The 20938-nt window shown below is 60.0% G+C and carries 12 protein-coding genes; 3 read left to right on the forward strand and 9 right to left on the reverse strand.

The features are described 5' to 3' along the window. Positions 1-6 precede the first annotated feature (6 nt). The 3 genes from AC1EJ1_RS04560 to AC1EJ1_RS04570 all read right to left on the reverse strand — a co-directional run bounded on the left by AC1EJ1_RS04560 (position 7) and on the right by AC1EJ1_RS04570 (position 1252). Positions 7-498 (reverse strand): hypothetical protein, encoded by a 492-nt coding sequence (locus tag AC1EJ1_RS04560; protein ID WP_070728167.1) that lies wholly within the window; start codon positions 496-498, stop codon positions 7-9. 139 nt (positions 499-637) lie between these two features. Further along, positions 638-922, reverse strand: coding sequence for a WXG100 family type VII secretion target (locus tag AC1EJ1_RS04565; protein WP_058237776.1), 285 nt, complete (start codon positions 920-922; stop codon positions 638-640). Positions 923-937: 15 nt separating this feature from the next. Then, the gene (locus AC1EJ1_RS04570) at positions 938-1252 is read right to left on the reverse strand and encodes a WXG100 family type VII secretion target (RefSeq protein ID WP_058237775.1); all 315 of its coding nucleotides are present in this window, start codon (positions 1250-1252) and stop codon (positions 938-940) included. A 379-nt stretch (positions 1253-1631) separates the two neighbouring features. Between AC1EJ1_RS04570 and AC1EJ1_RS04575 the strand changes: the two genes are divergently transcribed. From AC1EJ1_RS04575 to AC1EJ1_RS04585, 3 genes are read left to right on the forward strand one after another with little or no spacing between them, the layout of a single operon-like run. After that, positions 1632-2951 (forward strand): EsaB/YukD family protein, encoded by a 1320-nt coding sequence (locus AC1EJ1_RS04575; RefSeq protein ID WP_480295402.1) that lies wholly within the window; start codon positions 1632-1634, stop codon positions 2949-2951. Further along, a complete protein-coding gene (gene eccB / locus AC1EJ1_RS04580; RefSeq protein ID WP_480295403.1) occupies positions 2951-4363 on the forward strand; it encodes a type VII secretion protein EccB in 1413 nt (470 codons plus the stop codon). The genes AC1EJ1_RS04575 and eccB overlap by 1 nt, the downstream gene beginning before the upstream one ends. Continuing rightward, positions 4360-5754, forward strand: a complete 1395-nt coding sequence (locus AC1EJ1_RS04585) for a S8 family serine peptidase (RefSeq protein WP_480295405.1) — start codon at positions 4360-4362, stop codon at positions 5752-5754. Before eccB ends, AC1EJ1_RS04585 begins: the two co-directional genes overlap by 4 nt. Before the next feature lie 62 nt (positions 5755-5816). Here AC1EJ1_RS04585 and AC1EJ1_RS04590 read toward each other — a convergent pair whose 3' ends face one another. The 6 genes from AC1EJ1_RS04590 to AC1EJ1_RS04615 all read right to left on the reverse strand — a co-directional run bounded on the left by AC1EJ1_RS04590 (position 5817) and on the right by AC1EJ1_RS04615 (position 20794). Further along, the gene (locus AC1EJ1_RS04590) at positions 5817-7586 is read right to left on the reverse strand and encodes a serine/threonine-protein kinase (RefSeq protein WP_480295406.1); all 1770 of its coding nucleotides are present in this window, start codon (positions 7584-7586) and stop codon (positions 5817-5819) included. Next, the gene (locus AC1EJ1_RS04595) at positions 7583-10243 is read right to left on the reverse strand and encodes a transglutaminase-like domain-containing protein (RefSeq protein WP_480295408.1); all 2661 of its coding nucleotides are present in this window, start codon (positions 10241-10243) and stop codon (positions 7583-7585) included. Before AC1EJ1_RS04595 ends, AC1EJ1_RS04590 begins: the two co-directional genes overlap by 4 nt. After that, a complete protein-coding gene (locus AC1EJ1_RS04600; protein WP_285016004.1) occupies positions 10240-11451 on the reverse strand; it encodes a DUF58 domain-containing protein in 1212 nt (403 codons plus the stop codon). Before AC1EJ1_RS04600 ends, AC1EJ1_RS04595 begins: the two co-directional genes overlap by 4 nt. Then, complete coding sequence (locus AC1EJ1_RS04605; protein WP_092648199.1) at positions 11452-12417, reverse strand: AAA family ATPase; 966 nt, start codon at positions 12415-12417, stop codon at positions 11452-11454. It lies immediately after the preceding gene. A 111-nt stretch (positions 12418-12528) separates the two neighbouring features. Next, positions 12529-18756 (reverse strand): Ig-like domain-containing protein, encoded by a 6228-nt coding sequence (locus AC1EJ1_RS04610; RefSeq protein WP_480295410.1) that lies wholly within the window; start codon positions 18754-18756, stop codon positions 12529-12531. Positions 18757-19078: 322 nt separating this feature from the next. Beyond that, positions 19079-20794 carry a glycoside hydrolase family 13 protein gene (locus tag AC1EJ1_RS04615; protein ID WP_480295411.1) on the reverse strand — a complete coding sequence of 572 codons (1716 nt, stop codon included), beginning with the start codon at positions 20792-20794 and terminating at the stop codon, positions 19079-19081. Between the last annotated feature and the right edge of the window lie 144 nt (positions 20795-20938).

The following is a 20938-nucleotide window of genomic DNA, read 5'->3' on the forward strand; positions in this document are numbered from 1 at the left end:
AGGGGCTTACTCGGGGTCTTCGGACTCCGAATTCCTGCGCTCGTTTCCATCTTCGGATTCCGAGTTCGTACGCTCGGTCGCGCCTTCTGAGCCCTGCTCACTCGTATCTGCCTCTTCGCCGCTTTGCTCGCGAAGGCGTTCCTGCTCCTGCGGGCGCTCGGCATTTCGGGCAGATTCTGCTTCCTTGACCTTCAACTCTGCTTCAGAGTCCGTATCGGAGCGTATGAATGCATTGATCGCATCGTCAACACCACCGGAGAAGGCAGTCAAGTCTGAATGAAGCAGATCGATGAGGACCTCCAGTTCATTCAAATTTTCAACGAGACGCTCACGGAACATCACCGCTCCGCTTTCAACTCCCCACTTCGCGCTGGTCTCACCCCTGGCAATGCTGCCAGTGGAAGTCTTCGCCGCTGTAACGTGAGTCAACCCGTCGTGGCGCAGCTTATTCAGCTCCGTCCGCGCAGCATCAACATCTACTTCCCAGCCTCCAGACACTGTTTCTCCTCTACACCTGTCGTGGTCGAACGATCGTTGTGTCCATGTCGTGAATCAGATCGAAATAGTGAACCGGCGAAAGGGACGCTGCCGCGAGAAACCGCCTGCAGCGTCCCTTTCGACAAGCACAAGGCTCAGACTACTGGAACAGTCCTGCGTTGTGGTGGTCAGTTGAGTTGTAATCCTGGTTAGCCTGCTCGACGAGAACGCTGATGCGAGCCAGGACGTCACGCATACCGGTCATGCCCTCGGTCCACTTTGCCTTGGCAACCTGGTAGGCCTGCTGTGCATCGCCTTCCCAGTTGGTCTGCAGCTGCTGGAGCTCAGAATCCATCTGATCCAAGGTGTTTTGAATGCCGGTAGCACCAGTGTTGATATCTGCTGAGGCGGTTGACAGAGCCCCGTAGTTTACTTTCAGATCCATTTCAGCTTAGTCCTCTCACATTCCAAGACGGCCGGCGACGGAGTTCATCGCAGCCTGGTGGTCGGCATCGGTCGTGTCGTAAGCCTGCTGCGATGAACGCAGGTTGGCTTCGAATTCGTTCAACGCACTGGTGATCTTGCGTGCATCCTCATCCCACTGAACCATCAGCTGCTGGAAAGCGGTAGATGCGTTGCCGACCCACTGTGAGCCGATGCTTGAAAGGTTGGAGCGCAAGGTGCTCAGGCGGCCCTCAAGATCCTGACGTGTAGAAGAAACAGTTTGAGCGCCTTTGAGGATTGCACCCTCTGCGGCGGAAACCTGTCCAGCCATGTTTTATCCTCCATAATCGGTAGGCTGCCGAGCACTCACTTCGAACACTCGGAAGATGACACACTTACTGAAACATACCCGCCCCCCGTTTGGCAATAGTCTGAAGTAAACTGTAAACGTTTCGTCACCGACGTGTTACTTGAAAGAATCGGCAAAAAAATCGAGATTTTTGCCCGTTTACGCTCGAAAGAAACGGTAGTTAACGCTGGTCGTCCGCGGATTCGCAGTATGCGGGGTGTTCACCCATCGAACCGTCAGCATGCCCTTCACGGTTTCCCTCTTTCATACTTATTGTTTGTTGATGTTCCAATAAATGAAATACCGTTTAGTCTTAGATGGGGCCCGAATTCCACGGGCGACGCATCCGAGAGGACCGTTCATGCCACAGAGCGTCAAATCACGCACCGGAACACTCATGCCAATCTCCGTCATGTGCGCTGGTCAAAAGCTCGATATGTCCGTACCGTCATCGTTGATCGTGGCGGAGCTGCTGCCGGGCATGGTTGAAGCACTTGGCCGCCTCGATCCAGAAACGGCAACTCAGGGATACCGACTCCTGACTCCGTCAGGGCGCGTACTCGACCATTCTCAAACCCTGCGCGCCCAACACGTCACTCCCGGCACACTTCTTACCCTTGAGTCCGAGGGTGGCAGCACAGTAGACCAGCGCTATGACGATCTGGTTGAAGCTATCGGCACATCCGTCAACAAACATCAGGACGCATGGACCAAAGGCGACAGTGCACAGTTGTCATCACACTGCGGAGTCATCCTGATCCTGACTGCAGCGGTGCTGCTCGCAATTCGCGGTGGACACACGATGGCCACCGCCATCATCGCAGCTGTCGGAGCCGCCCTCGTGTGCGCCACTGCAGCGATCGTGGCACGAGGAAGCAGCACTGCAGGAGCCGTTTCGCTCAGCTTGACCGTTCCCGTTCTTCTTGGTGTCGCAGGATTTGCCCTCATCACTGATGGGAACCTGGCGCACTGTTTCATGGCCATCGGCGTCGGCATCATGTTCGGCTCCCTTGCCACGATGGTGCTTCCCCCGGGGTTACGCATCATTGCCGGCGGCCCATTGCTCGCAGGGTTTTCCTATATGGTCGTCGGCGCACTGACTGCCTACGCCACAGTTTCGCTGCAACGGTCAGCGACGGTGGTGGTGGCTCTCCTGACGCTGGTCGTGCTGTCGACTCCGTGGATCGGGCTGGCACAGATGCCCTCGCGGATTCCCGCTCTTAACATCCAATCAACAGAGTCATTCTCAGGTGCAGCAGTCGATGAACAGGTAGTGACCGGACAGGCGCTGGCTTTATCAGTGAAGATCGCATCGTTCATGGTGATCATTACCTGCGTTCCGATGGTGGTTGCGACCGTCGAGGGTGTCCTGCTCATGGCATGCGTGGGGGCGGCATTCATGCTGGGGACGCGGTCGCTTCACGGCCGAATTGACGTCTTTATCGGGGTTGTCGCCGGCATGTTGATCACGCTCGCCACCGGGATCCTGGCAACTCTGGCGGTATCGTGGCTGCTTCCCTGGACGGTAGGCCTGACGGTCCTGGTCGCGATCCTGATCCTGGCGGCCAACGTCGTTAATTCGCGGCTGCGCCCGTGGCTCACTCGCCTGGCAGATGGAGCCAACGTCATCGCTCTGATCGCGATCATTCCGTTGACGTGCCTGGTGTGGGGGATCATTTAATGGCTTCCAATAAAGATATTCTCAATGCGCAACGGTTTAATCGCCGCCGACTCGTCACGGCGTTCATCTCCGGCACGCCTGGAGGCCGGGAACTGGAATCCAAATCGTTCGTGCCGCCCCTGATCGGCGGGATCGTCATTTCACTGCTGATGCTCGGCATTGCCTTCGCGATGGGAAAGTTCTCCCCCACCCTGCCGGATAACTGGCAGAACAACACGCTGATTATCGTCAAGGGAACAGGCGCGCGCTACTACTCCGTTCAAGGAGTGCTGCACCCGATCTACAATGTCACCTCAGCGCGTATGCGCACCCCGGCTGGCTCCCTGCAGACCGTTTCCGTGGGAGAAAAAGTGATCGCGGGTATTCCTCGCGGCGATGCGATCGGAGAACCTGAAGCACCCGATAATGTCCCCGCTCCCACCGACCTGAAAGCAACCGAGTGGAACGCATGCGTCATGGAAAACGCGTCGACCCACACATGGGTGTCAATCCGACCCGACGGCCTCGAACCCGTGACGACAACGCTGGTCAAACAGGGCGACACCCTCTACGTCATTGCAGAGAATGTGCGTCACCGCATCGAACCCGAACATCTCGAAGTCCTCAAGAACACCCTCAACATCAACGATTCACCTGTCTTTGACGTGCCGGCTGACTGGCTCAATCTCTTCAATAACGGCACACCATTCACCCCCATCAGTCTCGACAACAGCGGTACGCCCGTCAGCGGGATGCCCTCGTCCGTCCACGATGCCGTCGTCGGCACGATCATCAACGTCAAATTTCCCGAGGGAGACCACCACTACCTCGTCATAGGCGATGGTCAGCTGGTCCAGCTCTCCGACGTGTCGTATGCAATGTACCAGGCCTCTTCCACCGGCAACCCGTACACAATTGACCCACCGACAGTGTCCGTCGGTGAAATAGCCAATATTCATGTCGTCACTGAAGGCGGTCCTGTTCCTGCGGACTGGCCTGACACCCTCGGCACGATTACCAATGAGCAGGCTCGGCCGTGTGCTCACCTCGACGTCAGTGACATCGAGAAAGGAAGCGTCCTGTCAGCCATACCCGCTGATTCACCAGATCTGGCATCCGCACAGTCGGGTATGGGCACGTCCGCCTCCCCCGCGGCCTCGAATTCTCCTCACCCGCCGGCCGTGGGGTCAACATCCGTTCTGGGCGGAAGCGGTGTTCTGGCACGTTCCACTTCCGGCGGCTCCCTGGGTGCCGTCATGCTGATCTCTGATACAGGTCTGTCGCACGGTCTGGGCCTGAACTACTCCGAAGCCATGCAGCGATTGGGGTATGACGAAAATTCCATTACGCCGATTCCCGGGCCGTGGATCGCGCTGATCCCTGAAGGCATCGACCTCAAACCCATCGATCCTGCCACAGGTTCAGCCTCATGAGCGAACAACGGACACACATTGTCAGGTGGGCACACACCGCCCTCCTGACATGCGTATGCGCCCTGCTTCCACTGTCGCTCATCCCTCATGCATCTCGCGCTCAAGCCCCGGTTGGCACTTCTCACAGCCAGCCTGCGCGAGTCGATCACCGGGCGCGCATCCCCCTCGCCAATGGGGACGAACCACAGGCATGCCAGGTAGGCAAGACGCAGTACGTTCCGATTGAACCGCCCGTCTTTGAACGACTGGGAATCCAGCAGGCGTGGGAACTGTCCACCGGCGGAGTGCTCGTCGCTGTTGTGGACTCAGGGGTGAGCAGCGCTAATGAGCACCTGAAGGAAGCTGTTCAGCCAGGAACCGATTTTGTTGATTCGGGTGGCGATGGGCGCACCGATGTCGACGGACACGGTACGGCGGTCGCCGGTCAGATCGCGTCGCGGCCAGTTGAGGGATCCGGACTGGTCGGCATCGCCAAGTCAGCACAGATTCTGCCTGTGCGCGTATATGCTTCCACGCGACCCGAGGATACCGACAATGGGCGCGGTCCGAACGTGAAGCGCACAGCAGCGGGCATACGGTGGGCGGCCGATCACGGTGCCAAAATCATTGCTGTTCCGGCATCGTCACCGTCTGACCATGCTGAGTTGGCTCAGGCAGTCGCCTATGCTACGAACGCCGGTGCGCTCATTGTCGCCTCGGCGGGTAACGCCGATCCGAACGGGGAAAATTCAGGGGTGCGTTTTCCTGCCAACTATGAGCAGGTGCTCTCAGTCAGTGCGGTAACGCTTCAGGGACAGCCTTCGGACAGCGTCGTGCACGGCGTTCACGTGGAAGTGGCAGCTCCCGGTTCCGATGTGCTGACCACGTTCCTCCAGTGGGGTGATTGTGTCCTGTCAGGCGAGCAGCCCTCCACGTCGTACTCAACGGGGTACGTCGCCGGCATTGCCGCCCTCGTCGCTGCTGCTCATCCAGAGGAGACTCCTGCTGACTGGAAGTACAGGATTCTTGCAACAGCATTACGCTCCACGCCCTCTGAACGCAATGAGATTGTCGGGTGGGGAATTGTTGCACCCAAGGATGCGATCAACTTCGTGAACGACGGTACGCAGGATGGTCCGCCTAACCCTCGCTACCAGCGGGCAGACCGGCCGATTCCTCCACCTGTGCGCCTGGTCAAGCCCGAAGAGGATCTGACAAAAAGCCGCACGCAATACCTGACAATCGCTGCAGGCATCGGGGTGGCTGTGCTTCTCGGAAGCCTCGTGGCTGCCACACTGATCGATCAGCACCGACAAACCAGGAAACGTGCCAGGAAGAGCTCCGTGACGACACGCCACGTGTCGAACCCGTTTTCACCTCGCGTTCCGCGCACTGAGTCAGGTCAAAAGTAGGGAGGTCTCAGCGGGGCATCCGGCCAGCGTGGCATCCTGCGCGGACGAGGCGGCAGAACGTCCTACGGCACATCGACGCAGGCCTTGGCTGAATCGGACTGACGGCCTCCCCTGATGGCGGCTGTCACCTCCAGGCAGTTCTCTCCCGACAATGCGTGCGTATCCAGTGACTGCACCTGAGTCTTGCCCGACTTGTTGAGATTTTCAGGGCCGCTCATCACATAGAAGAATTCGATGACCTGTTCGTCGCCGGATTGGCCGCCAGAATCAGACTGCATGGCGCTGTCCTGCTGGCCTGCATCATCCTGAGCGCCCGACTGGCCGGACGAATCTGCGGACATGTGGTGGCGCCACGACCAGTGGATGACATCGCCGTCGACAACGCCGCTTACTGACGTGGGCGAGGGCGGAGTCTGACCGATGGGGTCCACCGGTGCGGGAGGTGCGGGTGTCGGGTTATTGATCGGGCCTGGCGCAGGTGATGGACCGTTCCACGATATTGTGCCTCCCCCGCCGGTGAGCAGGGCAACCACCAGCCCGGCACACGCCAGCACACACACGCATGCAATGACGATAATGACGGGAAGCGACAGGCGTCGTGCCGGCCGCGCGGTATCGGAGGAAAAAGCCGCGTTCTCGCGTTCAATCTGCGCCAGTCTGTCTTCTTCAGAGACCCATTGGTCGGGCTCGACAGCATACGACTGTGAATCAGCGAAGACAAAGGATCCAGATGCTGCCTGCTCGGACGCATCGTCTCTGGCGTCGCCGCGAGCGGTGCCTGCAGTGTGCCCTCCAGGCACCACTGTGCTCCAGCCGCCGTCCGTTGTTCGTCCCTCTACCGACGTCGTTGCTCGGCGGTTATCTGCACCTGACATCGACGGATCAATGGTGCGAATGGCACGCACCCTGGTCTGATCTGAATCAATAGACGTGTCCTGCACGGCTGTCAGGTCATCGTGCGGCCCGGCGCTGTGAAGCTCCATGCGCGTCATCGGCTGATGCATGACTTCCTGGGCGCGCTGGAACTGCCGGCCCAGCTCTGCTGCTGAGGCAGGGCGTTGGCGTGGATCCACTGACAGCGCCTGACGCAACGCAGCTTCCAATACCTGTGGCACGTCAGAGCGGTTCAGCGAGCCGATGCGCCCTTCCTGGACGCGGCCAGCCACAGCCACGGCCGAATTGTCGCCCACCGGGTCCTCAAAGGGTGAGCGCCCAGTCAGGAACGTCCACGCGGTCGTGGCCAGCGCCCAGATATCCATCGAGGGGTGGGCGGGCGTGCCAGACACCTGCTGCTCAGGTGGCGCCCACAGCACCGAAAAGCCGTCAGCGGAATGGGAAGCGGGAGCACCCAACTTGGCGGCAACCCCAAAATCAGTGAGCATCGGGTGACCATATGCATTCATCATGACGTTGGATGGTTTGATATCGCGGTGGACGTATCCTGCCCGGTGCACCATTTCCGCTGCGCCGCACAGCTGGATCATGACGTCCAGGGCGCGCCGCACTGACATCGGTTGGGAACGCACCTGTTGGAGCACATTGGTCACAGGACAGTACTCCATGATCAGGTAGGAATCTCCCTGAGCAGTGGTGCCCACGTCATACAGTGATGGGATCGACGGGTGAGCCGATGTCGCCGCCATTGCATCAGCTTCCCGGATCACTGCCTCGTCTGCGTCAGTGCCTTCATGGTTGCGCGCCACTTTGACGGCAACGTCGCGCGAGGGAACATGCTGCTGGTAGAGGTAGACATCCGCAAAGCCACCGTGACCCAATGCGCGTCTGAACGTGTATCCCTCAAGCTGTGGGCCTTGGTTGTTCTGACTTGTCATGGTCTTCCTTTAGGTGACGACGTGCGGACAGGCTGATCGGAGAACGCCTTTTGCCGCTGATCGCGGCGCGAGTGCCGTTTCCAGAAGCGCCACCGGGATTCTGTGCGGGGCTTTTCGGCATGGGTGAAGCCTCCGCGGCGGTGCCGGTGCCGCCTCAGCGACCTGACGGACAGCGCGGTCAGTGCCCGCTGGAACCAGGACTGCCTGGATCGCAGTTCTGCCTTCAACTGCGAATAGTAACCCCAGGCTCGGTTGGCATCATCCTTCGTCACGACGTCCTGTCCAAACTGAGCGCGGTCGGCAATAGATGCCAGGAGCACTGTCGCCGGTGCTGTCTGGCCGGCAACGCGCCAGTCAACTGACGCTACCGTCGACTCATCAACGACGGGCGAGGGCGACTCTGTGTCCTCGTGAGTGTCCTGCCACACGCTGTCCGCAAGGCTCCACGCTGCTTCTGCACGTGTCATGTCGCGAGGAAGCCGGGTTCCGGCATCAGCCGCAAGATCGACCGTCTGGTTCCATGAGCCTTCCACTGATGACAGCGGGGAGCTGTGACGCCGCTTGTAGAGGCGTCGAGCCTTCCACAGCAGAATTGCTGCAATTGGCACGATGATGAGCAACGCTATACCGACCGAGGTGAGGATCACGCCCCATGGGACAGGGACAGGTGCTTCCGAATCGGATGGCGTGTTCTTCTCTGTTATCGCCGGCGGAAGCTCCGGTGGCTCTTCCGGCGGATTCGGTGGCTGCAGAACCTGCGGGCGCGGAGTAGGAGTCGGATCCGGGGTCGGATCGGAAAAGATGTTGTCGCGTGGGGGTGTGGGATCAAAAATCGCCCATCCGACATCGACAAATTCAGCCTCCACCCACACGTGCAGATCCGCACCTTTGAGACCAACTGAACGCACCGGCGCTTCACTGGCCGCATTCCCCTGCAGTTGATCCAGTGCAGCCCCTGTGACGGGGTCACTGGGATAGGCACCCATCACGACGCGCGCTGACATACCCAGAGAATGCAGCATCAGAGCCATCAGAGTTGCGTACTGTTCGTCATCGCCCACCATCTGATCGTCATCGATCATGCGTGCCAGTCGGTCTGCCCGGTGTCCTGACCGCGAGCTCTTATCCATCCCGTTGGAGAAATACCCGTTCTGCGCCAAGGTACGTTCAATGGCCCGGGCTTTCTTGATCGGAGTCGATTCAATCGCTGACATTGAGACGGCAAGTTCTTTGACACCGTCAGGAACGTTCGTGTCAGGCTGTCCTTCCACCGACACTGCGCCGGCACCTGCCAGCTGCGAATCAGACCAGCGCGGTGGCACATCGGCGACCAGGTGATAGCTCAGATCATCCCCGTCCGACCCGGTGGTCAGCGCAGCGTCTGCCCACCTGTTCCAGTGCAGGCCATCCTGGTATCGCTGCGCCTGATCGCCTGAAAACTCGATAACTTCGGCCTGCCCCATCGTTGGAACCCATGGCCCCATCAGGCCAGACGTTGTCACCCTCGTATCTGCGCGCACTGAACCGATCGGAGAGGGCCGCACCGGCAGTTGACTGCCCACTGAAATGTAGCTACCGACAGGGCTTTCCTCAGGATCGGACATGCCGAATGTGATGCCGTTATACGTGTCCATGACTGCCAGGCGCACGCGCGCCCCATGAGGCAGTTGCGACACCGATATCAGCGTCTCGTCACGTTCCTCGGTTGTCAGATGCCGGAAGGCCGCAAGCGGACTGGGGTAGTCATGCAGGTCCAGCGGCGGCTCCACAAGATCACGCAGGACTGTGCGTTCGTCCCACGATCCGACGTAAGAAGTGACAGGAAATGCGAGCGCGGTCGTACATGCCGTGATGACGAGGGCGACCACAGCCTGCTGCAGCACGTGGGCGCGAACTGGCCGCACCGACCGTGTCGAGGTGTTATGTCCGGTTGTCGTCATGCCTGCCGCACGACGAGCCCGCCGGCCGATGAGGATGTCGAAATCAGAATGGAGGCGCAGATGCTGAACGGACCACATCCACCACATGATGATCGCCAGGAACCACACCATGACGGCCCACACCGGCGGCTGCATGCCGCTGGGGCCCCACGCCACGGCGATGATGCCCATCAGCGCCAACGGAATGGTACCGACAACAACCCAGCCGCGCCGCATGGTCATCACCCCGGTCGCGAATGCGCACAGCAATCCGCAGATCCACGGCATAACCGACGGGCCGACATACGATGACGCAGGTGGTGCCAGTGTCAGCAGGTCACGCCACGCGACAACGGGCTGCATGACCAGGAACTGAAGGGTGCGCCCGGTGGGAATGACGTGCGCGTACAGCGTTTCAGGAAGTGAGCCGATACCGCCGAGCAGCAGGTGCGTCGCGAACAGTGCCGCCACGCTCGTAATCACGTCCCAGCGCCAGTAGGTGCACAGTGCCGCAAGGATCAGACCTGCCGCAACACCACTGCCCGCGGCGCGCAATCCCAGTCCGTGGCCAAACAGTGGTTCGTGCGCTGCAATCACCGGAATGAACAGTACCGCCAAAACGATCCATGACCAGACAGGCAACGGGTTTCGTGTCAGTCGCCCTCGTCCATTACGCACACGAAAACGGCGTGGACGCTGTGCACCTGCAGGCGGGCGGTCGAACGTGTTCGCACTCATCGCAGCCCTCCGCGTGCCAGCATGCGGGGAAGCGACTCCAGGGTCGGGCAGGTTGCGACGACTGCTCGTGACGAACTGGATCGAGATGAGGGCGCGTCCGGGTCCACGCGGATCACGCCGACGATGACATCAACGCTCGGCAGATGGCACAGGCGCGCGATCTCGTCATATGACACGCTTGCCGGAACAATCAGCGTGAGAACGGACGCGTTGGGATATGACGTGAGGACTTCACGCAGACGCTCACTCAGGTCCTGGTCCTCCACTCGCCAGCTTTCTTCAGTGAGTTCATCGAGCATGCGGGTCGCGGACAGTGTGGAAACAGGGCGTGACGAGGTTGCCATCGAAACCTGGTGCGACGCGGTGATGCCCGTCAGAGCCAGTGAAGCGGCGATGGACAGCGCCGTCTCAAACGGTTCTTCTTCCCAGTGATCACGCAACGTATCGATGAAAATCACGTGATGGGAGCGGCGGGTTTCCTCAAACTGACGCACAACCAGGCGACCCGTGCGGGCAGTGGTCGGCCAGTGAACGTTTCGCCGGTCATCGCCGGGCTGGTAATCCCGCAACGCATGGAACGACACGTCGGAGGAGGACAGTTTAGCTGTCACCACGCCTTCGATGTCTGCCTGGAAGCCTGTCGCGTCGAAAGGAACGCGCACTGTACGCGGGTGGACGTAGACGCGAATCGGTTTCGTCCATGCTCTGACTCTGCGGAACAGACCCACCGGATCGGAGCGCACTGAACTGGGCGGACCGACCGTGACGATACCGCGCCTGCGGGTGGGAACTGCGAATACTTCCGACCACGAGCTCCTGCCCGCCAGATTAGGGACGACGAACTGGGCGGCACCTGATCCGACCGGCAGTTCAATGACGTGGGAGCGGGACGGTCGGGCATGGTCGTTGCGCACGCGCAGCTCTCCAATGATGGTGCGTCCGGCGACGGTTCGTGTCTGAGGAAGCTCCACGCTGACGATCTGGGGAGCGCGCCCAATGATCCAGATCAGCGCGGCGATCAAGGATAATCCGCACGCAACGGCAACGATCCCTGCTTCGCGCCAATGCGCGGTGAAGGCAAGGATAGTCGCCACGATGCCACCACACAGCAGTCCGACACCACTGATGGTGATCGTGGAAATGGCGATGTCCCATGCACGACGTACTCCACCTATGATGGATATTCGACGCTGAGCCTCGTGCGGCATTTAGGCACCCGTGATCGGAGCGGGAACGGAGGTCAGTGCACGCGAGACCACACCGGCCGGTGTTGCGCCGGCGAATGCGGCGTCCGGATCCACGATGATGCGGTGCTCCCACACAGGTCCTGCGAGCGCTTTCACGTCGTCAGGCAGCACGAAGTGACGTCCCTGTGCTGCGGCCCATACACGTGCGCATCGAGTCATGCCGATGGCGGCTCGCGTGGACACGCCCAACATGGAGGACTCGTCTTCGCGGGTGGCTTCCGCCAGTGCGGCAATGTAGTCCAAAACCGCGCGGTCGGTGTGGTTGTCGGCGGCCATCGCCTGGAACGTGTCGACTTCATGGGCTGAGACGACGGGGTGCAGGTTACGTGACCGGTCCGGTGCGGCCGCGCCGTCAAGGACTTCGATCATGGCTGCACGCGAGGGGTACCCCAGTGACGTTTTCATGAGGAATCGGTCCAGTTGCGCTTCAGGCAGCGGGTAGGTGCCGGCCTGTTCGACCGGGTTCTGGGTAGCAATCACCATGAAGGGTTCGCCAGCCGGGTAGGAAACGCCGTCGATCGTCACGTGCGCTTCTTCCATCACTTCCAGCAGAGCCGACTGCGTCTTGGGCGATGCACGGTTGATTTCGTCGGCCAGCACAATCTGGGCGAAGATTGGGCCGCGGTGGAATACCCACTCGTGTTTTTGCTGGTCGTACATGTTCACGCCCGTGATGTCGGAGGGGAGCATGTCAGGTGTGAACTGGATGCGCGAGTGTGACCCGTCAATGGTTGCCGCCAGCGCGCGCGCAAGAGCAGTTTTTCCTGTTCCGGGCGCGTCCTCGAGCAGCAGGTGCCCGCCAGCGAACAGTGTCGTCAACGTCAGTCGAATGGCCTGTTTCTTGTCCAGCACTGCCAGCGAAATCGCGTCGACCAACGCGGCGAACATTTCGGCGAACTCTGTGGCATCGCGTTCATTGAGTGACATACATACTCCTTACTGTGCGTTGGTTGCTGGCCAGTCGTTGGCAGCTCATTGACGAGGGCGGCTCAGTTACTGCCATGCGTACTATTCCCGTCCAGTTCCACTGCTCACCTGTTATTGTGACGTTTCGCATGTGAGGGTGCCATCCTGTAGCCAGTTCTTCATGGTTTCCCGGTCTGTGACATGGGTAGGCGCATTCGACGGCTTAATCACCACGTTCGAGTCAATCTGAAATTGGTACGTCTGGTTGTCTACATCCGACCTGAACTCGCATCGCAATGGCAGGAAACTACCATCCCATCCATCCGCGTCCACTTTGAAGGTGTGACAATCATCGAACTTGTCCGACATCTCAGCATTGCACGTGGACGGTACAGGCGTAATCGTGCCTCGCGCCGGGCTCGTCGCCTCCTTGGTGATGTCCCGATCAAACTTTTCAGCTCGCACGACCAGTTTGAATTTCACGTTCGTACTGGTGTCCACATCGATGTGCCGGCTCGTTTCCGAAACGGGGATGTCCTCGCTCTTTCCGTTGTACTTCACGGTGATCGATGTGATGGGAGCTCCGGCGTTGTGAGTGATGGCCCACGACAGGTCGACTCCGTCCGGCGTACTGGTTGCCGTGAAGCTGTCAATCGTCGGCTGTCCGTACGTCATCACCACTACTTCTTCAGTCGCTGGCCCGTCGGCGCGGCCGGGAGCAACCTGCCTGAATGTAATCCGCGCCTCCTGCCCGTCAGGCAGTCCCGTGATGGTCTTGCCCTGCAACGGTGTCCACTGACCTGCATTCACCGAATACTGAAGCTCAAGTTCTCCGCGATTGTAACCGTTACCTTTTTTCGTTTCAGCCGTCACCTTCGCGGTACCTGCTTCTCCGGTTGCTGTAACCGTCGGAAGATCGATCACAACCGGCGTCGAGAACACAGTGAAACGCTTGGAATCGACCTTGCGTGACGATCCTGCCGCATTGTCAACCCACACGGTGGCTACCACGCCTTCCTGCGGCTGCGCCTGCAACGTGATTTCCCCAGACAGCTCACCGTTCAACGCGACGTCACCCTTTCCGCCACCGCTCAATGTGACGTGCGCAGCGGTCAGCGGACTGCCGTTGTCCGACTCGACTGCCCAGCTGACACTGACCGCAGCAAGGTTTGGATCATCGGCAGAAGGTGTTGACCGAATGTCCGTGATCGACACCTTCAGAGGCGGCCCAAAGGGCGCGACCTGGGCAGATGGCTCGGATGGTTGTGAGGGTGACGGCGAGGAATTCAATGCCACAACAGAGGCATAGTAGGGCTGACCGTTCGTCAGGTTGGTGAATGTCACTGATGTCGTTGCGCCGTCTACTCGCTGCGTCTGGCCGTCAGAGAGCGTCACTTCGTACGCGGTGATCGGTGACCCTTCATTTGCCGGTGGATTCCACGTCACCGTCACCGACCCGTCGCCAGCAGCAAGCGTCGGGGCGGCAGGCTGGGATGGTTGAACGTCGACCAGGACAGGCTCGGATGCAGGAGACGAATCGGATGCTCCTACATCGTTGTGCGCCACGACTGAGAACGAATGCTTCAGGCCGTTCGCCAGACCGCTAAGCGGGCAGGACGCAACATCGCAAGTGAACTCCTGACCGGTCGTGACATCCGTCAAGGTGAAGGAGGTAATAGCCGCGCCATTGTCCGCTCCGGGCTGGAACGTCACAGTTGCACTGCCAGGACCCGTGGCCATCACCGACACGTTGGATGGTGGTTCGGGCCGATCACGCACAACTAACCGCACGTTACCTTCCACGATGCGCCCCGGATCATTGGTGGCATCAATCAGGCGATAGTTGACCGTCATTTGCCCGTGGAAACCAACAGCTGGCGTGATGTGGAGGACTGTGCCCTGCGGATCCACGGTGCCTTCACCGATTTCAATCTGGCTTGACACGATCCGTATCGGCGTTTCCGGGAACGGGTTGATCGTGTACTTCGTCAGATCGATCGTTTCCGTACCGCCAGCGTTCGCAGCGTCGATGAGCGCGTCCGACACCTGAATGAGTGGCCGCGTGGAGGCGACAACCGTCACCGGGATCTCACCGACTACCGGCCCTGACCCGTCATCAACACTGATCGTGACCTGGTCCGTGGTGCCGGTGGCCTGATCAACGCCGGCCTGAAGGGACAGCATATGCCCATCAAGTTTCGCGCTGACAACACGAGGACTCTTCACCAGCGCATACTTGAATCCTTTAGGGTCAGCGTCGTCCGGGTCATCGACCATCGCCGACAGGTCCAACGTGATGGGTTCTTCACCTGCAGCCACACGCGCACTCGTCGGGATGAAAGCCGGTGGCTGGTTCTTCACTGCCTGCACCACAATCGGCAGGGAGAGCACAGCTGATAAGGCTGATGTATCCGATGCAACACCGTCACGTACTTCAAAGGAAACGGATGTCTTACCGGAAAATTCCGGGTCGGTGTGCAGGGTGAGGCGATGCTGGTCCTCCAGCACGATCTTCGGATCCAGCCCCCATGATGCTTTGAGCCTGGATTCGTCCGTGATCATCGCGGTACGGCCCGCCCTCGTAATGACGTGGTCCCGAATGTCGATGACGACGTCACTGCCGGCCCGTGCCTTGATCGGCAGGTGCGACTGGTCCAGGCGCGGCCTGGTCTGATCGGTTCCCGGAATCGACACCACTGCGGAGGATGAGAGGCCGTCCTGATCGGTAATCGTGTAGACCAAGAGCCGTCGAGTCTCGTATGCCTTCGCTTCAATGATTCCGCCCTTGACTTCAGCGTCGGGAGCGCGTGTGGACACAACCAGGTCTGCGACGGTTCCGTCGGGATCCTCATCGTTTTCCACCACGTTAATCGGCACAATCTCACTGTCAGGCATATCAGCCAGCGCCACAACGTCATCGCGAGCGATCGGAGGCATCAGGGGCGCATCGTTCTTCGCATTGATCGTCAACGTCCCGTTGTCCACACCGCCACGCGAGTCGGTGACCTGGTAGGACATGACGTATGTTCCGGCAGCTTCTGGAACCTCAACCTGGATCCCGGTTCCCACAATTTCAGCTTCGAGGGCGTCGTCCAGCACGCTGAGCGAATCGGGAACCAGCGAGATTGAATCCCCGTCAGGGTCAATGTCGTTGGCTAGAACGTTCACCATGATCGTGCGCCCAGGTTTGACCAACAGAACGTCTTTAACAGCAGTGGGTGGCTGATTACTACCCGCCGGTGGCGCAATACCGACGCGCACACGTGCGGTTGCCTGCTTGCCCTGACGGTCCTCAACGATGTAGGTGAATACGTCCGTGCCGGTGGTCTTGCGCGCAGGCGTGTATTCGATCCAGTCAGTGCCCAATTCAATCGTTCCCTTGGACGGTGCCTGCTCGATACCCACCAGTGTCACGGAATCGCCGTCAGGGTCGATCGTGGACAGTGGGACAGGGATTCGAGTCGTCTGCCCTGACACGGCCCACGCTGTCAGAGGGCGAGGTTGCGGTGCCGCGTTGGCACCTTCGAGGGCGACCACTTCGAACACGACTGTCGATGTCGCCATGTTGCCGACCATGTCGTGCACCGTGTACGACACATGCATCACACCTGGCGTTGTGCCTGCTTCCAAGCGCACCAGGTTACCTGTTACAAAGGGGGTTCCGACCTGCGAGTTTTCCTCGAACTGCAGTTTCGGATCGACTTTCATTGCCAGGCCGGCCGGCGAGCGATCGTTTTCCAGCACGGGGACCGAAGCGACGTCTCCGACACGCACTTTGGCATGGTCGGGCTGCAAAACGGGTGGTTTCTTGTCGTCGAGCGCTCGTGACGGGACGACTGTGATCCGCGCCTGGGCAGTATGGGACCCGTTGGAAACGGAATACTGGAAGCTGACGGCTTCATCGAGGCCGCCAGGTGCCGTGATGCGCAGGAGGTGGCGATCGACCAGTGTGACGCGCAGGCCCAGTTTGTCCGTCGGCTCCACCTGCTGAATGACCAGGACGCCGCCGGCTGGATCGGAATCATTATTCAACGGTGCGGCAAGTGCTTCACCGCCAGCAGGCAGGACAACTAGGTCATCGTCAGCAACGGGGACTGCATTGGAGTCAGCTTCCACCACGTCAATGCGAATGATGCCCAACACGGTCGAAGGGCCATCTGAAATGGTGTAGGTGAACTGGTAGGTACCCGGTGCCTGCGCTTTGAACGTGATGGATCCGAGGGCCAGGTCGGGCGTGAGCTGTGTTCCGGCTGGAGCTTCAGACACACCAACCAGCGTCAGGCCGTCACCGTTGGGATCCGTATCGTTGGTCAGCGGCTCGATCTCGAGGGCTTCGCCGGCTCTCGCCACATAGAAATCGGCGTGCGCAACAGGTGGAATGTTGCCTGGTGGCTGTACGACGATGGGTACGACACCTTGCGTTTCGGCACGCCCGTCAGAGACTACGACGTTCACCTCGTACTGGCCGGGCGCTGCGCCCAGATCCCGGATATTCAGGGTTCCTTCTTCACGGTACTGCACCTGGATACCGTCAGGAGCACTGGCGGACTGCAGGAAGATCGGGTCGCCGTCCGGATCGTTCCAATCAGGCAGCACGTTGTACTCAATGGCAGCTCCCGCTCCCAGTTTCTGCGGATTCTTGCGGATCTGCACCGGGCCGGCGTTCTGATCCCAGGGGTGCACACTGATCGTCACCGTCGCACTGTCAGATGCCTGCCCGTCGTATGCCTCGTACACAAAAGTGGTGCTGCCCGACGCATCATCGGGCACGTCCGTCATCTGCAACGCCTGGCCGCCACGCGTCGGTGTCACCGCTCCGATCTGAGGCTGGCTGATCGGTCTGGCTGTCAGAACATCACCATCGATATCCGTGTCATTTTGCAGTACAGGCAGCGTGGTGGCTCGGCCTGGCCTGACACCGAACTCATCATCAACGGCGTCAGGTGGAGTGTTCTTGTCCTTGCGCTGAGGGTCGATAATTTCGTCGGTGTATTCAGGCGATTCCTCTTCTTCTTTTTCCTTGTCGATCTCCTGGTCGATCTCATCCCAGTCATCCATGAACGCCATGTTCATGTCGGGCAGCCAGATGCCACCCTCGTTAATTTCGTTGAGGACGATGACCTTACGGTTGGTTCTAAACGAGATGTTGCGCGCAGACTTAAGGGTGTCAACATCCATCGACGTGTCATTGGCAGAGTCGTCACACAGACGCACATAGGAGCCCGATCCTGCCCACGCGCCGTACGAGCATCCTTCGTGTCGTGTGGGAGCCGCCGGCTTTCCTGAACGATTCTGCTCATTCGCGGGGGTGATCGTCACAGGATCGCCGTTGAGGGGAACGCTGATCAGGGATCGAGGGGTGGCCAGTAATACCGCGTCATGGTCGGGGCCGGGATTTTGCAAGATGGCATCTGTTGGGACGCCTTCATCGGACAGGGATCGTGCGGACCCGTCAGGGAGGAACAGCGTGTTGGTTGACTGGTCGAAGGCGACTGGTTGTTCACCGACCGCCGTGATCTGCAGCAATGCGTCGGCGCGCATATCAGGGATGTCGACACTGTGTTTCTGATCGACATAGCCGCGGCGCGTGACTGTCACGAACTGGCCGGTTGCTGCCGACACCGCCATGACGGTTCCATTGACGCTGGTTGTCACCACACCTGAGGTAAGGCCTGTTTCGATCGCGCTGTCGTCTCCCATCGGCACGGTCGAGGGCTCAGATGCCGGCAGGACCCACAGATTTCCTTCCGCGCCGTCCAGCACACCGATCCGTTCTCCGCCTTGCACTGCCTGGGCGCGTTCAGTCAGCGACGTTGTGGCACCCATGCGCACGCCGGCCACGTCGATAGGAGCGATCGAGTTGGTGCTCTCATCAGAAAACGTGACGGTATCTGCTGCCTGGCCGATGTCGAATTGGGCGGCGTCTGTGCGCAATGCGGCATCGAGGCGCCGAGTCTGGTAGTTGAGGTGACCGACCAGTTGGCGCGAGGAGTTTGTCACCCATATGCCACCGTCATTCACGTCGATCTGGGATGTTGGCACGCCCGGATGAAGCAGCGCCAGCGTGGTGACAATCAGGCAGAACACCAACACGATAATGGCTGGAATTTTGCGTCGATTTTTCGCGAGTTGCTTCTTGAATTGTCGTCCCCGTCGGCTCAGGTGAAGCCGGCGTGACAGCGTGTTACCGCCCTGATTGGCGGGCGAGTACTCGTCGCCGGGAGGCATCGGGGGTGCAGAAAGAAAAGGGGAAACGTTGTTGCCGTTCACTGACTTGGATCCGGTAGCGGGTTGGGTGCCTGATTCGGATTGCCCAACGGGTTCAGGTCGACTCTGCGGAAAATCAGACGTCGTCCTCACTCTCGCCTCCTTCATCACGGTCTCATTGAAACAATGATCAGCATGTGACGGCTCTGCGCATCAGATGATCCACCTGGCGGCGGGCAGGCTCACGTCCTCTCAAAGAAGTGGAGTCGCATACGCAGAAACAACTGCAACCGCAGTAAGTCTGACACGAAAATCCGAATAAAGACAGAGGCAGGCGAAAAATCGTTCCTATTTCTCACGTGTATCGCGCTCAGTTGTCGGTTCCCACGCGGGCGAGGGATGGAGTCCCCACGACCCGGGCAGAGGCGCCGACAATGCGACGCTTCTGTGCGGGCACGAGGGGGTTCACGGTAGCTTAGCTGCGCGGTGCGCACCAGATGGTTGTCTCACCAGGCAGGACACCGTCGGTCAGCGGCTCACTGGTCAGGATGGCTGTGCTGGTGTCGAATGGGATCGGCTCGGTGCTGAAGTTCGTGATCACGTCCCAGCCACCGGGACGGCGCAGGTGCAGCACCTGGTCGCTGTGCGGTGCCTCGATGCTGTCGTCGACCCATTCCATTTCTTCGGCGCCCTGCAGTGTGCGGCGCAGATGCAGTGCACGCCGGTACAGAGACAGCGTCGAGTCTTCGCGGGCAGATTCCACGTCGACTGCACTGTCTGCGAACCATGAGGGTTGCGGCAGGTGGGCCGGTCCTCCAAATCCGAAGTTCGCGGCGTCATGGACCCACGGCAAGGGGACGCGGCAGCCGTCGCGACCGATTTCTTTCTGATTGGTGCGGAAGAACGTCGGGTCCTGACGCTGATCGGCCGGGATTTCCGCCACTTCATGCAAGCCGAGCTCTTCACCTTGATAGATGTAGGACGATCCGGGCAGTGCCAGCATGAGCATGGTGGCGGCGCGCGCACGACGCAATCCCTGTTCACGGTGAAGCTCCGGCTCGGTACCACCTGTCAGCAGCCAGTCCTGACCCACCGGCTTGTCGGGCCTCGGACCATGAGTGCGCACTGCATCGGGCAGGCCGTAGCGCGTGGCATGGCGGACAACATCGTGGTTCGACAACACCCATGTGCTCGAGGAACCTGACGAACTGGCCAGCTCCAAATTGTCGGTGATAATCGTGCGGAACTGGTCGGCGTTGAAGTCGGCTTCAAGCAGGTCGAAGTTGAAGGACTGTCCCAGGCTGTTCGGGTTTGCGTACCGAGGCACCCGGTCAGGATTCACCCACGCCTCGGCAACCGCTGTGCGCGGCGGATCGTAGGAGTTGAAGACCTCACGCCAGGTAGCGTAAATGTCCTGAACCTCGTCGCGGTCAAAGATGCGGTGGTGTCCATCCATCGGCATAGCGTCGAGTTCTGCCTGGCTGGGCAGCGGTTCGCTGAGGTCTTTCGCCAGTCCGTGGGCGACATCAATGCGGAAACCATCGACACCGCGGTCAGACCAGAAGCGCAGTGTTGTCAGGAAGTCCTCGCGCACATCGGGGTGATCCCAGTTCAGATCCGGCTGCTCGCGGGCAAAGAAGTGGTAGTACCACTGTCCGTCTTCAACCTGTTCCCATGCGGCACCGCCGAACGTGGAGGTCCAGTCCGTCGGGGGCTGCGAGCCGTCAGGGCCTGTGCCTTCACGGAAGATGTAACGTTCACGCGCCGCTGACCCGCGGCCCGCTGCCAGAGCTTCCTGGAACCATGGGTGCATGCGTGAGGTGTGGTTGGGCACGATGTCAACGATGACGCGGATGTCTCGTCCATGCAGGGCCGCGATCATTTCGTCAAAATCGTCAAGCGTCCCCAGGCGTGGATCCACGTTGCGGTAGTCGGCCACGTCGTATCCGCCGTCAGCCAGCTCGGAAGGATAGAAGGGGCTGAGCCACACAGCATCCACACCGAGGTCAGCCAGGTAGTCTGCCCGTGAGGTCACACCCTTGATGTCACCGAGCCCGTCGCCGTTCGAGTCAGCGAAGCTGCGCGGGTAGATCTGGTACACAACCGCCTGGCGCCACCACAGTGGGTCTGTGCTGAGCGTCGTGTCGGCGTCAACGCGTGCGTGTGACTCGGGCGTAGGTGCTGCAGGCATCAGGGTCTCCTTAGGTTTGGCATCGCAGCAATTATGGCAAAATCTCGTCGGCGCTGTTGGCTGAGATGGGCGTGCGAGAAGGAGATTTATCACCCTCGTGTGCAAAGGCTCAACTGCGTGCAGGAGGGGTCACGTGTGGCAGGA

Source organism: Pauljensenia sp. C0170B4, from assembly GCF_056590235.1.

Coding starts and splice junctions, on each gene's coding strand:
- AC1EJ1_RS04565 (WP_058237776.1), bottom strand. CDS start 922: ATGGATCTGAAAGTAAACTACGGGGCTCTGTCAACCGCCTCAGCAGAT.
- AC1EJ1_RS04570 (WP_058237775.1), bottom strand. CDS start 1,252: ATGGCTGGACAGGTTTCCGCCGCAGAGGGTGCAATCCTCAAAGGCGCT.
- AC1EJ1_RS04575 (WP_480295402.1), top strand. CDS start 1,632: ATGCCACAGAGCGTCAAATCACGCACCGGAACACTCATGCCAATCTCC.
- eccB (WP_480295403.1), top strand. CDS start 2,951: ATGGCTTCCAATAAAGATATTCTCAATGCGCAACGGTTTAATCGCCGC.
- AC1EJ1_RS04585 (WP_480295405.1), top strand. CDS start 4,360: ATGAGCGAACAACGGACACACATTGTCAGGTGGGCACACACCGCCCTC.
- AC1EJ1_RS04590 (WP_480295406.1), bottom strand. CDS start 7,586: ATGACAAGTCAGAACAACCAAGGCCCACAGCTTGAGGGATACACGTTC.
- AC1EJ1_RS04595 (WP_480295408.1), bottom strand. CDS start 10,243: ATGAGTGCGAACACGTTCGACCGCCCGCCTGCAGGTGCACAGCGTCCA.
- AC1EJ1_RS04600 (WP_285016004.1), bottom strand. CDS start 11,451: ATGCCGCACGAGGCTCAGCGTCGAATATCCATCATAGGTGGAGTACGT.
- AC1EJ1_RS04605 (WP_092648199.1), bottom strand. CDS start 12,417: ATGTCACTCAATGAACGCGATGCCACAGAGTTCGCCGAAATGTTCGCC.
- AC1EJ1_RS04615 (WP_480295411.1), bottom strand. CDS start 20,794: ATGCCTGCAGCACCTACGCCCGAGTCACACGCACGCGTTGACGCCGAC.